A 15,037-nucleotide genomic window follows, 5' to 3' on the forward strand; every position below is an offset into this window, starting at 1 on the left:
CCACCCTGACCACAGGCTCATCAACAACAGCAGCTCCTTCCTGCCCGTTCATCTGGGGGTCCCTCGGCTGGTCCATCTCGGTCTCCTTTCGGACAAAGCGATGTCCAAGGAAACTGGGGGCAGCTCACGTCCCCCTATGGCCCAACGCTGACCGTCCATGATACACCCGCGGCCGGGCGTCGCCGAATGAAATTCGCACGGGCACGCCGATGCGGGTCTGCCGGCTGCGGGGACGCGAAACTAAATTGCGTGGCGATGCTGGCGTGGCGGTGTGCAATGCAGCATGATGCGGTTGATTCGGATCGGGAGAGGCGAGATGACCGAGGCGACGCGCGACAAGCCCTGGCTGTTCCGCACCTATGCCGGCCATTCGACGGCGACGAAGTCCAATGCGCTCTATCGCGCCAACCTCGCGAAGGGCCAGACCGGGCTTTCGGTCGCCTTCGATCTGCCGACGCAGACGGGCTATGACAGCGATCACGTGCTGGCGCGCGGCGAGGTCGGCAAGGTCGGCGTGCCGGTCAGCCATCTCGGCGACATGCGGGCGTTGTTCGACCAGATCCCGCTCGAGGCGATGAACACCTCGATGACGATCAACGCCACCGCCGCCTGGCTGCTCGCGCTCTATGTCGCGGTCGCCGAGGAGCAGGGGGCGGATGTCGCCAGGCTCCAGGGCACGGTGCAGAACGACATCATCAAGGAGTACCTGTCGCGCGGAACCTACGTGTTTCCGCCGGCGCCGTCGCTGAAGCTGATCGCCGACGTGGCGGAATACACCTTTCGCGCGGTTCCGAAGTGGAACCCGATGAACGTCTGTTCCTACCATTTGCAGGAGGCGGGCGCGACGCCGGAGCAGGAACTGGCCTTCGCGCTGGCCACCGCCTGCGCGGTGCTCGACCAGGTGAAGGGACAGGTGGCGGCGGAGGACTTCGCCGAGGTGGTCAGCCGCATCTCGTTCTTCGTGAACGCCGGCATCCGGTTTGTCACCGAGATGTGCAAGATGCGCGCCTTCGTCGACCTGTGGGACGAGCTTGCCGAGAAGCGGTATGGCGTCGCCGATCCGAAGCTGCGGCGCTTCCGCTATGGCGTGCAGGTGAACTCGCTGGGGCTGACCGAGCAGCAGCCGGAGAACAACGTCTACCGCATCCTGATCGAGATGCTGGCGGTGGTGCTGTCGAAGAAGGCCCGGGCCCGGGCGGTGCAGTTGCCTGCGTGGAACGAGGCGCTGGGGCTGCCGCGGTCGTGGGACCAGCAGTGGTCGCTCAGGATGCAGCAGATCATGGCCTTTGAGACCGACCTTCTCGAGTTCGGCGACCTCTTCGACGGCAATCCGGCGGTGGACGCCAAGGTCGAGGCGCTGAAGGCGGGCGCGCGCGCCGAACTGGCGAAGATCGACGAGATGGGGGGCGCGGTCGCGGCGATCGACTACATGAAGGCGGAACTGGTGCAGGCCAACACCGCCCGGCTCGGCCGGATCGAGGCGGGCGAGACCGTGGTCGTCGGCGTCAACCGCTTCGTCGAGGGCGAGGCGAGCCCGCTGGTCGGCGGGGATGGCGGGATCATGGTGGTCGATCCCGGCGTGGAGGCGGAGCAGGTCGCCCGGCTCCAGGCCTGGCGCGAGGGCCGCGACGCGGCGGCGGTCGAGGCGGCGCTGGCGGCGCTGAAGGCGGCGGCGCGCACGGGCGAGAACATCATGGGGCCGTCGATCGCGGCGGCGAAGGCGGGGGTCACAACCGGCGAGTGGGGCGCGGCGATGCGCGAGGTCTTTGGCGAGTATCGCGCGCCGACCGGCGTCGGCAAGGCGGCGGCGGCGCCGACCGGGCGGATCGAGGAGGTTCGCGCGGCGGTCGAGACGGCGAGCGGGCGGCTGGGGCGGCGGATCAAGTTCCTCGTCGGCAAGCCGGGGCTCGACGGCCATTCCAACGGCGCCGAGCAGATCGCGGTCCGGGCGCGCGACGTCGGCATGGAGGTGGTCTACGAGGGCATCCGCCTGACCCCGGCGCAGATCGTCAACGCGGCGCTGGAGGAATCGGCCCATGTCGTGGGGCTGTCGATCCTGTCCGGCTCGCACCTGCCGCTGGTGCGCGAGGTGATGGACCGGCTGCGGGGCGCGGGGCTCGACGACGTGCCGGTCGTGGTCGGCGGGATCATCCCGGACGCGGACGCCGAGCAACTCCGCGGCTACGGGGTGGCGCGGGTCTATACGCCGAAGGACTTCGACCTGAACCGGATCATGCTCGACATCGTGGAGCTGGCCGAGGCCGAGGGGCGGGCGGCGGCCTGATCCGGGATCAGTAGTCCGTCGGCGCGCCGCCCTCGCGCTTGCGCCGGGCCACGAAGTCCGCGAGTTCGTCGCGCACCCCTTCGTCCATCGGTGGGGGTTCGTAGTCGGCGAGGATCGCCTTCCAGGTGCGGTTGGCGCGCTCCTCGGTCCAAGGGCCGCCCGCGTCCGACCAGGCTTCGTAGTTGCGCCAGTCGCTGAGGAAGGGCGCATAGAACGCCGTGGCGTAGCGGCTCTGGGTATGGGCCGCGCCGAAGAAATGCCCGGTCGGTCCGACCTCGGCCATGGCGTCGAAGGCGAGCGCGTCGGGCGAGACGTCGACGAGGTCCGGCTCGAAGTAGCGCTGGATCTGCTGGAGCGTCTCGCAGTCCATCACGAACTTCTCGTAGGAGGCGATCAGCCCGCCCTGGAGCCAGCCGGCGGCGTGGTAGACGAGGTTCGCCCCGGCCTGCACCGCCGCCCAGAGCGAGTTCATGCTTTCCCACATCGCCTGACCGTCCGGCGCGTTCGAGGCGCAGGCGTTCGAGGCGCGCAGCGGCAGGCCGTAGAAGCGCGCCATCTGTCCGGTCATCTGGGTGGCGCGCATGTATTCCGGCGTGCCGAAGGCCGGCGCCCCCGAGCGCATGTCGACGTTCGAGGTGAAGGTTCCCATCACGCAGGGCGTCCCCGGCCGCACGAGTTGCAGGAGCACGATCGCCGCCAGCGCCTCGGCCACCGACTGCGCCACCGCGCCGGCCATGGTCACCGGCGCCATCGCCCCGGCGAGCGTGAACGGCGTCACCACCACCGGCTGGCCGCGCCGGGCGAAGCGCATCGCCCCGTCGAGCATCGGCCAGTCGTGCTTGAGCGGGCTCGACGAGTTGATGTTGGTGAAGAGCCGCGGCTCGGCGAAGAACGCCTCGGCGTCGAGGCCCGAGGCGATGCGGGCCATCTCCAGCGCATCCTCGACGCGCTCCGGCCCGAGCGAGTAGGCGTGCACCACCTTGTCGGTCAGCGTCAGCTTCTCGTAGAGGCAGTCGAGGTGGCGCACGCTGGCGTGGATGTCCACCGGCTCCACCGGATAGCCGCCGGCGGCGTGGATGCAGTTGAAGTACTGCGTCAGCTTCATGAGGTCGCGGAAAGCCTCGATGTCGCCGACCCGGCGGCCGCGGTCCATGTCCATGCAGTTCGGCGGCGAGGAGACGTTGACGAAGGCCATGCGCCGGTCGCCCATCCGCACCCGCCGTTCCGGGTTGCGCGGCGTGATGTCGAAGGCCCGCGGCGCCCCGGCGAGCCGCTCCATGACGAAGGCCCGGTCCATGCGCACGTTGTCGCCCTCGACGATGCAGCCGGCGCGGCGCAGGTGATCGCAGGCCTCGGGGTTGAGGAACTCGACGCCGATCTCCTCGAGCACCCGCATCGAGGTGTCGTGGATCGCGGCCACCCCTTCCTCGGTCAGGGGCTCGGTCGGCCGGTCGGTGTTGAGCGGCAGCCGCCAGGGCGTCTGCACGATGGCGTGGGCCGGGCGCGCGCCCTGGCGCGCGTGGCCGCCGGCGCGGCGGGGCTTGCGTTCGGTCATGCGCCCTGCCTGCGCCGGCCGCCGCGGGCGCGCGCGTCCGTTTGCGACATCATTGCAGCCAGACCTGCGCCCGCGCCGCCGCGCCGGTCGCGTCGATCACCGCGAGATCGACGAAGCCCGCGCCGCGCGGCAGCCACTCCGCCCGCCTTCCGTCCTCCGTGACGGCGAGCGGCGTGCCATCGACCAGCCAGCGGAACGGCGGGGCCCCGTCCTCGACCCGCAGCGCCAGCGGCGCGGGGTCGCCGGCGGCGAGGCCGAGGTCGACCCGCGCCCCCGCCGGCGGATAGGCGATACGCGGGCCGCCCTCCGCCGTCGCGCCGCGCGGGCGGAAGCGCCGCAGCGGCGGCGGCAGTTCGGCGCGGGCCACGGTCAGCACGCCCGGCGGCGGCGGCCCGAGCGGCGCCGGCGCGGCCTCAAGCCGGGCGAAGGCGGCGAAGAGCGTGGGGGCCGCCGTCTCGAGCCCGAGCACCCCCGGGGCGGCCGCGCCGTCGGGCCGTCCGAACCAGACGCCGATCACGAGGCGTCCGTCGAAGCCGATGGCCCAGGCGTCGCGATGCCCGTAGCTGGTGCCGGTCTTGAAGGCGATGCGCCCCGGCGGCGCGTCGGGCGGCGGCGGCGTTCCCGCCAGCACGTCGCCCACCTGCCATGCCGCGCCCGCGGACAGCACCCGCGCGCCCGGCTCCGCGCCCGGGCCGCCCGCAACCTCGCGCAGCGCCACCGACTCGCCGCCGCGGGCGATCGCGGCGTAGACCGCAACCAGATCCTCCAGCGTCACGCCCACGCCCCCCAGCGCCACCGGCAGCCCCGCGGCGCCGCCCGCCGGCAGTTCCGGCCGCGCGCCTGCGCGCTTCAGCCGCGCCATCAGCTGCGCCGGTCCCACCGCGTCGAGCAGCGCCACCGCCGGCAGGTTGCGCGACCGCTGCAAGGCCGTGCGCAGCGTCATCGCGCCGCACCATTGCCGGTCGAGATTCTGCGGCGCATAGGTCCCGAACCGCATCGGCCGGTCCTCGATCACCGTCTCGGGATGGGCGAGCCCCGCCTCGAAGGCGAGCCCGTAGATCAGCGGCTTCAGCGTCGAGCCCGGGCTGCGCACCGCCCGGCTCATGTCGACGAAGCCGCGGCGGCTGGCGTCGAGCCGGTCGGCCGCGCCGACCCGCGCCAGCACCTCGCCGGTCCGCCAGTCGGCGACGATGATCGCCGCCGAGAGCGCCGGCCCGAGCTCGCGCGCTCGGGCGCGCGCCAGCGCCTCCAGCCGCGCCTGCAACGGCGCGTCCAGCGTCAGGCGCAGCACCCGCGCGGCCGGGTCCGCCGCCGCGAGCCGGTCGACGAGATGCGGGGCCAGCGCCGGGAACGGCCGGCGCGCCGTCGGGACCGCCTCGCGCCGCGCGGCTTGCGCCTCGGCCGGGTCGAGCACGCCCGCCCGCGCGGCGCGCGCCAGCGCCCGGTCACGGGCGGCGCGCGCCGCCTCCGGGCGCCGGTCGGGACGCCGCGCTTCCGGCGCCTGCGGCAGCGCCACGAGCAGCGCCGCCTCGGCCGGGGTCAGCCGCCCCGGCTCACGCCCGAAATACGCAAGGCTCGCCGCCCGAACCCCTTCGAGATTGCCGCCGAACGGCGCGAGCGCCAGGTAGAGGCCGAGGATCTGGTCCTTGGACAGCCGCCGCTCCAGCGCCAGCGCCAGGCGCATCTGCCGGATCTTGCCGCGCCAGTCGCCGGTCGGCCCCTCCTCGACCAGCCGGGCGACCTGCATGGTGAGGGTGGACCCGCCCGAGACGATCCGGCCGGCATGGACCGCCTGCACCGCCGCCCGCGCCAGCGCCAGCGGATCGACGCCCGGGTGGCTGCGGAACCGCCGGTCCTCCAGCGCCACCAGCATGGCGATGTACCCGGGGTCGACCTCGGCCGGGGGCGCCGGCAGCCGCCAGCGCCCGTCGTCGACGGTGTGCGCCGCGACGAGCCGCCCCTCGCGGTCGAGCGCGATCATCGACGCCTCTCGCGCCAGCGGCGGGATCGCGGTCGCCGCGATCCAGCGGTCGGCCGCAACGAGGCCCGTGACCGCGAACAGGGCGGCGGCGGCGACCGCAAGGGCCGCCCGCCGCCTCACGGCCGCTGGTCCGCGACCTCGACCCGCCCGGCCGCGGTGCGCGCCCGGTAGGCCGGCCGGTACATGTCCTCGACGCTGGCCGCCGGGTGGTGGAACGACCCCGGCGAGGCGGCGCGGACCATGTAGGCGAGCCGGAACGGCTCGGTCCCCCGCCAGTCCACCGCCGCCACGAAGCGGTCGGTGCGGAACTCGGTGTGCCGGGCCACGTCGTCCGCGGCGAGCCAGCCGAGCCGTCCCGGGTCGCCGGAGACGAGGAGGTTCGGGTTCTCGATCTCGAACCCCGCGGGCAGCGGATCGTCGACGATCAGCCGCGCCTCGAGGTCGCGCTCCGGCGTCACCGTCACCACCGCGACCAGCCGGTCGTTCAGCGCGACGGCGGCGAGATCCGCCGGCGCGCCGTCGAGGGTGAAGTACTCGCGCGACATGCGGTAGCCGTTGCCGCCGGCGGGCTCCGGCTGGGTCGGCACGCCGAAGGCGGTCAGCACCACGAGCGTTTCCGTGTCGCCGGCATTGGTCACGCGCAGCGGCTCGGCGCCGAGCACGTCGGCCTCCAGCACCCGCGCCGCCGGCCCCTCGACGGCGACGTCGTTGAAGCTCAGCGTCCCCTCGCCCGCCGCCGCCTCGAAGAGCGAATGCGCGGCGAGAAGCGACCATACCGCCTCCTGCGGCGAGCGGTCCGGCCCCGGCGCGGTCACCACCGCCGCGAGCGCCGCCGCGTCTACCGCCTGGCTTCCCGCCTCGGCGGCGAGCGCGAGGACGCCGGCCGCGTCGCGCAGGCCGCTGCCGTAGTCGGCGCGCCAGAGCTGCTCTGGCTCGCCGGCGAGCGCCCCCGCCGCGGCGAGGCGGAACATCGTGTCCGCCCGCGGCTGGTCGCCGTACTGGGCGAGCGCCAGCCCGAGCTGCGCCTGGGCGAGCGGCGTGGCGAAGGCCCCGGCGCGCGCGTCGGCGTAGTAGCGCAGGTCGCCGATCGAGGCCCGGCCCTCGCGGGCCAGCACCATCAGCGCGTAGGCGAGATCCTCGCCGCCCTTCTCGAAGTCGCCATAGGCGTTGACGATGTTGCCGAGATTGGCGAGCGCCGCCGCGAAGGCCCGGTCGGGCACCGTATGGCCGAGCGCGCGCGCGCGCGACAGGAAGTCGGTCGCATAGGCGTCGAGCCAGGAATCCCCCGGCTCCGGTCCCCAGAGCCCGAAGCCGCCCGCCCCGGTCTGGTTGCCGAGCACGCGCCCGATCGCCTCGGCGATGCGCGCATCGGCCTCGCGGCCCGACGCGAGCCCGAGCGCCCGCGCCGTCTCGGCGAAGAACAGGAGCGGCGTCGCGCGCGAGATCACCTGCTCGGTGCAGCCCCAGGGATAGGCCTCGAGCGCCGTCAGCAGGCCGGGCACGTCAAACTCCGCCAGCGGGCCGGCGGCGATGGTGGCGCGGGCGGTTCCGGGCGCGAGCCCGTCGAACACCGCCGCGTCGAGCGTCAGCGTCTCGCCGGGCGCGAGCGCGATGCGGCTCTGCCGCGCGATCTCGGGGTCGTTGGCGCGGATCGGCAGGGTCAGGTCCTGCGCCAGCCGCTCGCCGCCCGGCGCGACCGTCTCGATCGCGATCCGGTCGTCGCCCGGCAGCCCCGCGGTCAGGGGCGCGTCGAAGACGAGCCGTCCGCCCTCGGCGAGGTCGCCCGCAAAGCTCGCGCCGCCGGCCGGCAGCAACGCCGGGTCCGACGCGCTCACCCGGACCGTCACCGGGCCCGCCGGCCCGAAGGCATGGGCGAGGTCGAGGCGCAGCCGCGACACGTCGCCCGGCGCGAGGAAGCGCGGCATCGAGGCCTGCGCCACCACCGGGTCGCGCACCAGCACGTCCTTTTCCGCCTGGCCGACGCCCTCGACGGTCCAGACCACCGCCATCAGCCGCACCGTGCCGTTGAAGTCGGGCAGCGGCACCGAAGTTCGCGCCACGCCCGAGGCGTCGGCGACCAGCACGCCGGAGAACGTCGCCAGCAGCTCCTCGGTCGGCGGGGGGCCTTGCAGGCTGCCGCCGCCGTCGCCGCCCGAGCGCAATTGCCCGGCGACGCCTTGCATCCCGTCGATCAGCCGCCCGTAGACGTCGCGGATCTCCACCCCCAGCCGGCGCTGGCCGAAGTACCAGCCGACGGGATCGGGCGAGCGGAAGCCGGTCAGGTTCAGGATGCCGACGTCGACCGCCGCGATCGTCGCATAGGCCTGCGCGCCCGGCGCGAGCCCCTCGACGCGCAGCGACACCGGCATGTCGGTTCGTGGCGTCGCCTCGTCGGGCACGTCGAAGGCCGCAGCGAGCCGGCGCGGCCCGGGGTCGACCGCCGCCCAGGCGACGCCGACGGCGCGCGCCGGATTGCGCCGCGCCGCCACGTCCATCGGACGGATCAGCGTCGCGACGACATAGGCGCCCGCGCCCCAGGCCTCGGTCACCGGCAGGTCGACCACGACCGGCCCCGCCGCCGCAACCTCGACCTCGCGCATCTCGACCAGCCCGCCGCTCATCACCGCGACGAGCATCCGGCCGCCGTTGCGCGCCTCGATCTGCACCCGGGCCATGTCGCCGGGCGCGTAGTCCTCGCGGTCGAGGCTCAGCGTCACGAAGTCCGGCGTCTCCGCGCCGGCCCCCGCGCCCCAGCCGGCGTCAAAGCCGAGGCTCGCCGCCACCGGGGCGCCCTGCGCCGCCAGCCGCAGCTCGTAGCGGCCCCAGTCGATCGGCAGGTCGAGACGCGCCGGCGCATCGGCGCCGAGATCGACCACGCCGTTCGCCACGCGGGCGCGCCGGGTCACCGTCTCGTAGTTCCAGTTCCCGTCGACCTCGTACCACTGGAAGCTCACGTCGACGCGCGACAGCGTCCATTCGACCGGCCCGAGGCCGACGCGGCCGAGGTCCGGCCCCACCGCCACCGCCTCGAAGCCGGCCGTGCCGCCCTCGTCCACCGCGCCGTCGAAGAGCGGCCGGATCCCGAGGAGCGGCCCCGCCGCCCGCACCGGCCGGGTCAGGCTACGCTCGATCGGCCGCCCGGCCCCCTCGCGCGCCCGGATCGTCGCGGAAAGCTCCAGCGGCCGGCTGGTCGGCCAGGTCTCCGGGACCGGCAGCGTCACCTCCGCGAGCCCGGAGGCGTCGGTCTCGATCCCCGGCGGCAACGACGCATAGCCGGAGCGGAAGGGTTCGTCCTCGAGGCCGAAGCGGAAGCCGGGATAGGCGGCGAGCTCGCGCCCGAGGTTGACATAGGCCTCGCCCTCGACCGGCAGCCCCGCGCCAGGCGCGCCGAAGAGGTAGTCGACCTGGGCCGTGATCGTGAGGCCGGCGGCCGGATCGACCGGTCCCTCCGGCGCGGTCAGTTCCAGCGCCAGCCGCTCCGGCACGAAGTCCTCGACGAGGAACCCCGTCGAGGCGAGCGGCGGCGCTTCCGGATCGGCATGGACCGCGAGCCGCCAGCCGCCGCGCTGCGCGGCGGGGTCGAGCCGCATCGCGAAGGCCCGGCCGCCCGCGCCCTCGTCCGGCAGGACGGCGCGCATGTGCTCCACCCCGTCGGGCCGCGTCACGATCGCGGTCAGCGTCAGGCCCTCGATCGCCCGCCCGGCCGCGTCGCGGGCGAGGATGGTCGCATGGACCGTCTCGCCCGCGCGGTAGGCGCCGCGCTCGGAGCTCATGAACACGTCCACCGGCCCCGGCGCCGGGCGTCCGTCGACGCCGCGGTCGGAGAGGTCGAGCCCCGGGGCGCCGAGATCGAGGAAGGCGAAGTCGTCCCCCGCCTCCAGCGTGACCAGCGCCGCCTCTTGCCCGCCGCGTCCGCGCAGCAGGCCCGGCTCGAACAGCGCCTGTCCGGCGGCGTCGGTGACCGCAGTTCCCAGCACCTCGTTGTTGCGGGCCACGAGCGTCGCGGCGACGCCTGCGAGCGGCGCGGCCGAGCCGAGCGAGCGGGCGAAGACGTGCAACCCGTCCTCGCCCGCGAAGGTCGCGATGCCGAGGTCGGTCAGCACGAACCACTGCGTCGCCAGCGTCTCCCAGTCCTCGCGCGTCGCGCCCGGGACGCGGGCGGTCAGCGCGTAGAGCCCCGGCTCCAGCCCGGCGACCACCTCGCCGAAGGGCAGCGCCGTAACCACGTCGCGGTTGAGATCGCCCCCGACCTCGCCCGCGCCCTCCCAGACCTCGACGCCGGTCTCGCCGCCGAGCCGGTCCTCCTCGAAGGCGGTCAGCGCGCCGCCGAAGTCGCCGCTGCGGATCACCGAACGCAGGTTGCGCGCGCCGACGCGGAAGAGCTTCAGCTCGACGCTGTCGAGGTTCACCGTGTTGATCGGGATCGCCGCGTCCGCCGCCCGCGGCAGCACGTAGGCGCGGCCGAGGAAGCGCGCGGCGGGGGTGCGGTCGCGCACGTAGAAATCCTGTCGCACCGGCGCGCGCAGAACCTCGCCCCCGGCCGAAGGCAGCCCGGCGCGCAGCGTCAGCGCGTAGTTCGCCCCGTGCGTCAGGCCGCCGAGGCAGAGCCGCGACCCCTCCACCTCGACCGCCGGCGCGGCGGCGAGGTCGGACACCTGAACGTAGTCGGCGTAGTCCACGCCGCGCGGATCGAGCTCCTCGGAGAACTCGACGCAGACCCGCGGGTCCGCCGGCTCCGCCTCGACCTGGCGGTCGACGACGCGGAAGCCGTAGAGCCCCTCGGCCCGGGCGACGGCGGCGTCGATCTGCGGTCCCGGCGCGAGCCGCGCGGCGAGCCGCAGCGCGTCGAGCGATCGCCGCCCCTCGCCTTGCGCCTCCAGCGCCGCGGCCAGCACGCGGGCCGCCTGCGCCGCCGTCGCGTCGTCGGGCGCGCGCAGGAAGGCGTTGACCGCCGCCCCCGCCGCCTCGGCCAGCAGCGCCTGCCGCAGCCCGTAGTCCTCGACGTCCCGCGCCACGCCGAAGGAGGCGAGCGCAAGCCAGGCGGCGGCGCTGTCGTCGGCGTTGACGGCCGCCCTGAGCGGCGCGAGCTCGCCCGCGACCGGCGCCTCGAGCGCCGCGGCGTCGCCCGTCCGCGGCATGCCCACGCCGAGCGCCAGCGCACGCGCGCGCTCGAGGCGCGGCGCCGGCAGGAACGCGAGCTCCGCCGCGCGCGCCGTGGCCTCCGCCGCGAGCCCGGCGGGTTGCGCCAGAAGCTGCGCCGACACCGCGGCGCCGAAGGGCTGGCGCTCGCCGACCGCATCCTTGAGGAAGCAGGCCGAGGCGTTGAGGTTGAAGGTCAGCGCCTTGCAGGTCGGCTCGGCGAGGCAGGCGTCGAGGCAGAGCGGCAGCGTCGTCGCGTAGATCGAGCGCAGGTCGCCGCCGTAGAAGTCGACCCCGGTCTCGGCGATCACCCGCCGCTCCGGCAGGCCCGCCGGCTGCGCCAGCGCCGACCCTGCCCCGAGCAGCGAGAGCCCGAGGGCCACCGCCAGCCGCAGCGCCTTCAATCCCGGCAGGAGTTCGTTCCGGCGCCGCATCGGCTGACCTCCCGACTATGTTCTGGCCGCAGGGTCCGCCCCTGTCCGCGTCGCGTCAACCCTCCGCTTCGGATCCGGCCGCCGCGCTCCGTGGCGGCAAGGCGGCCTGCGTGCGTTTCGGCAGGCGCGCCCGGATCAGGTCGTAGGAGATGTCGAGCCGGCGGGCCAGATCCTCGTCGGAGGCGAGGCCCCACGGCACCCGCACCCAGCTGGCGTGCAGGTAGGGCGCGCGCTCGGCCTGGCCGAGCTCGATCAGGAGCGCCGCCGTCTCGGGGTCCGCGGTCTTGACGCTGACGCCGAGCTCCATCGAACCGACCAGCGCGAAGAGCTTGCCGCCGACCTTCCAGGCGTCGTGCCCGCCGCCCCAGGGATCGGAGACCTCGGCGCCCGGCAGCCGCGCGCAATGGGCGTTGACGAAGGCGCGGGTCACGCGCGCCGCCTCATGCCCGGCCGCCCTCCGAGGACAGGAGCCACGGGTCGATGGAGAGCCGCCGCAGCGCGGCTTCCCATTTCTCGCCGTCGCGGAGCCCGAAGACCAGTTCCACGTCCGCCGGCGCGGTCAGCCAGCCGTTCGCCTGGAGTTCGCCTTCGAGCTGGCCCGGACCCCAGCCGGAATAGCCGAGCGCGAGGATGGTGTGCGCGGGACCGGCGCCGCGGGCCATGTCCTGGAGGATGTCGACGGTCGCGGTCATGGCGAAGTCGTCGTTGATCCGCAGGCTCGACCCCGCCACCGCGTAGTCCGAGGTGTGCAGGACGAAGCCGCGGCCATGCTCGACCGGGCCGCCGAAATGCACCTGCGCGTCCTGCACGCCCTCGCCCACCGGGATCTTCAGCTGTTTCAGCAGGTCCTGGAACCGCAGATCCGGCGCAGGCTTGTTGACGATCAGGCCCATCGCCCCCTCGGACGAATGGGCGCACACGAAGATGACCGCGTGCGAGAAACGCAGGTCGCCCATGCCGGGCATGGCGATCAGAACCTGTCCGTCGAGAAAACCCGGATCGCGCTCGGTCATGTTCCGAGTCATATGCCGGTCCGACCCGATTGCAAGCGCGGCTCGGCAGATACGGACCGGGAAGGCTCCGCCGGGACGGACACTTCGCCGAATTGTGACTGTCCATTCCGGCCCGGCTGCGCAATGGTGCGCCTCGCCCCGTCCAGTCAAGTCGCCTCATGCCCGCCCTTCCGACATCCAGCCTCCTCGCCGCGACCCTTCTCGCGGCGGCTCTCGGCCAGCCGGCCAGCGCGCAACACGCGGCCCTGCCGCCCGCGGTGGAGGGCATCGAGTTGCTTCCCGGCTGGCGTGCGGCCGACGGAACCTATGTGGCGGCGGTGGAGCTGCGGCTCGCGCCCGGCTGGCACACCTACTGGCGCGTGCCGGGCGCGAGCGGGATGCCGCCGCAGTTCGACTGGTCGGGCTCGCGGAACCTGGCCGCGGTCGCCTACGAATGGCCGCGGCCGATCGTGTTCGAGAGCTTCGGCGAGACGATGATCGGCTACGAGAACCGCCTCGTGCTGCCGGTCGTGCTGACGCCCGAGCGCCCGGATGCGCCGGTGGAGGCGCGGGTCGACGTGCAGTTCGGCCTCTGCAACGACATCTGCGCGCCGGCCTCCGCGCGGCTCGCGGTGCGGCTCGACCCGACCGCGCCGGTTGGGCGGACGGCGAAGACGGCGGAGATAGAGCGGGCGCTGGCCGACCGGCCCGTCGCGGCCGCGGCCGCCGGCGTGACCCGCGCGCGCTGCCGTCTCGGGACCGACGCGGCCGGCGCAACCCTGACCGCCGAGGTCGATTTCGACGCTCCGCCCCCGGCGGGCGTCACCGCCGTCATCGAGGCCGACGAGCGCCCGGACCTGTGGATCGGCGTGCCCGAGACCCGCGTCGAGGGCCGCCGAGTGCGCGCGACCGCGCCGGTGGAGGCCGCCGGCTCCGGCCTGACGCTCGACCGCCGCAGCCTGCGCGTGACCCTGATCGATTCGCGGCAGGCCATCGACATCCGCGGCTGCCCGTCCGGCTGAAACGCGCCTGGCGGACTCGCGGGCGGGTCGACGCGACCGGATGTGACCGATTCCATGTGACTCGGCGTCGTCGCGGTGCTATAGCGAAAAACCGATTCAACCCATAGGCGAGTGCGATGCCCTCACGCCCGGCCCGCCTGCCCTGGTTCGCGCCCTGCGCCGCGGCGCTTCTCCTCGCAGCCTGCGCCGGCGGCGGCCCTGTCGGAGGAGGCGGCGACGCGCCCGGCTCGCCTCTGCGGCTGGCCGACCGCGCCGCAGCCGCGGGCGATTACCGCACCTCGGCGACGCTCTACCGTCAGGCCTTCGACGCCAACCCGAAGTCCGTCGACGCCCTGGTCGGCCTCGGCCGGAGCTATGCGGGGGTCGGCCAGTATGCGCGCGCCGAGCAGGCGCTGCTGGAGGCGCGCAACCGGCGGCCGCGCGACGTCACCGTGCTCGTCGAACTGGCCCGGGTGCAGATCGGCGCCGGCAAGCCGCAGGCGGCGTTGCAGAGCCTCGAGGAAGCGCGCCGGCATGCGCCGCGCAACCTCGATGTCATCACCGCGCAGGGCATCGCGCTCGACCGGCTGAGCCGGCATCCCGACGCGCAGGCCGTCTATCGCGAGGGCCTGTCCCTCGACCCCACGAACTTCGCGCTTCTGTCCAACCTCGGCCTCTCCTACGGCCTCGGCGGCGCGCCGACCGAGGGGATCGCCATCCTGCGCGAACTGGTCCGCGACGGCGAGGCGACCGCGAAGACGCGCGGCAACCTGGCGCTGCTCTACGGTCTTGCCGGGCGCGACCGCGAGGCCGCCGCGACGCTCGCGGGCGACCTGCCGCCGGCCGAGATCGAGCAGAACGTCGCCTACTACCGCGAATTGCGCGCGCTGCTCCTCGCGGGAAAGCCGATCGGCGCGTTGCAGTAGCTTCCCGCCGTCGCGGCGCTACAATCCCCCGTGGAGATCCGGGGAGGTGAAGGTGGTCGGCGCGCTCGCTTATCTGGCTTGGACTCTGGCCTTCGCCCCGGCGGAGGCGCAGGTGGTGTGCCGGCGGAACACGCTCGGCGCGGAGGTCTGCACCGGCATGGCGGCGCCCACGAACCGCGCCCGCGTCCAGCCGCCACGGCAGGGGCGCGGGATCTCCGGCGTGCAGGAACGTCCCACGCTCGGCCCGTCGCCGCAACTGACGCCGGCCCGCCGCATCAGCCCGCTCGGGGCGACGACGCTCGGGGCTGAGGACCTGCCGCCGCGCCGGCCGCCCCTGCCCGGCGTCGCGCCGACCCGCCGCTGCGTGATGGACGCGCTCGGGAACATGATCTGCAACTGATACCGGCGAGTCTACCAGGCCACCCCGCGCAACACGGGCTAACACGCGTGATAGATAGGGTAACTACCTGAATATACATGATAAAATCTCTGGAGGTCAAAAAAGGTCGCGAGTCGTTTCATGAGCCCTCCGGTGAAACCGGCGGCCCCGCTCGCGGCGGGCAGCCAAGTCCACGCGTACGTTTGCGTCCGTTCGCCAGTGTGAGCTGCCCCCAGTTTCCCTGGACATCGCTTTGTCCGAAAGGAGACCGAGATGGACCAGCCGAGGGACCCCCAGATGAACGGGCAGGAAGGAGCTGCTGTTGTTGATGAGCCTGTGGTCAGGG

General features: G+C 74.0%; 9 protein-coding genes. 4 read left to right on the plus strand and 5 right to left on the minus strand.

The genetic code is table 11. The features are described 5' to 3' along the window. The first annotated feature begins 316 nt into the window (after nt 1–316). Nucleotides 317–2,284 (plus strand): protein meaA, encoded by a 1,968-nt coding sequence (locus KBA23_RS12135; protein WP_290741285.1) that lies wholly within the window; start codon nt 317–319, stop codon nt 2,282–2,284. A gap of 7 nt (nt 2,285–2,291) precedes the next feature. On the opposite strand, the gene KBA23_RS12140 is transcribed toward KBA23_RS12135, so the two are convergent. The 5 genes from KBA23_RS12140 to KBA23_RS12160 are packed head-to-tail and all read right to left on the minus strand — an operon-like array spanning nt 2,292 to nt 12,406. Next, entirely contained in the window at nt 2,292–3,839 is a 1,548-nt protein-coding gene (locus KBA23_RS12140; RefSeq protein WP_290741287.1) for a trimethylamine methyltransferase family protein, read from the minus strand. Nucleotides 3,840–3,888: 49 nt separating this feature from the next. Further along, the gene (gene pbpC, locus KBA23_RS12145) at nt 3,889–5,940 is read right to left on the minus strand and encodes a penicillin-binding protein 1C (RefSeq protein ID WP_290741289.1); all 2,052 of its coding nucleotides are present in this window, start codon (nt 5,938–5,940) and stop codon (nt 3,889–3,891) included. After that, the gene (locus KBA23_RS12150; protein WP_290741291.1) at nt 5,937–11,393 is read right to left on the minus strand and encodes an alpha-2-macroglobulin family protein; all 5,457 of its coding nucleotides are present in this window, start codon (nt 11,391–11,393) and stop codon (nt 5,937–5,939) included. The genes pbpC and KBA23_RS12150 overlap by 4 nt, the downstream gene beginning before the upstream one ends. A 55-nt stretch (nt 11,394–11,448) precedes the next feature. Next, on the minus strand, nt 11,449–11,823 hold the full coding sequence (locus tag KBA23_RS12155) for an MmcQ/YjbR family DNA-binding protein (RefSeq protein ID WP_290741293.1): 375 nt from the start codon (nt 11,821–11,823) through the stop codon (nt 11,449–11,451). Nucleotides 11,824–11,833: 10 nt separating this feature from the next. Next, nucleotides 11,834–12,406 (minus strand): YqgE/AlgH family protein, encoded by a 573-nt coding sequence (locus KBA23_RS12160; protein ID WP_290741295.1) that lies wholly within the window; start codon nt 12,404–12,406, stop codon nt 11,834–11,836. Between the two features lie 158 nt (nt 12,407–12,564). Here KBA23_RS12160 and KBA23_RS12165 point away from each other — a divergent pair, with 158 nt between their 5' ends. The 3 genes from KBA23_RS12165 (at nt 12,565) to KBA23_RS12175 (ending at nt 14,712) form a co-directional block, all read left to right on the plus strand. After that, nucleotides 12,565–13,407: a protein-disulfide reductase DsbD domain-containing protein gene (locus KBA23_RS12165; RefSeq protein WP_290741297.1), complete on the plus strand. Its 843-nt coding sequence runs from the start codon at nt 12,565–12,567 to the stop codon at nt 13,405–13,407. A gap of 116 nt (nt 13,408–13,523) precedes the next feature. Continuing rightward, the gene (locus tag KBA23_RS12170; protein ID WP_290741299.1) at nt 13,524–14,312 is read left to right on the plus strand and encodes a tetratricopeptide repeat protein; all 789 of its coding nucleotides are present in this window, start codon (nt 13,524–13,526) and stop codon (nt 14,310–14,312) included. 46 nt (nt 14,313–14,358) lie between these two features. Further along, nucleotides 14,359–14,712 carry a hypothetical protein gene (locus tag KBA23_RS12175; RefSeq protein ID WP_290741301.1) on the plus strand — a complete coding sequence of 118 codons (354 nt, stop codon included), beginning with the start codon at nt 14,359–14,361 and terminating at the stop codon, nt 14,710–14,712. Nucleotides 14,713–15,037 lie beyond the last annotated feature (325 nt).

The organism is Amaricoccus sp., from assembly GCF_017995835.1.
In the GTDB taxonomy this organism is placed as follows: Bacteria; Pseudomonadota; Alphaproteobacteria; order Rhodobacterales; family Rhodobacteraceae; genus Amaricoccus.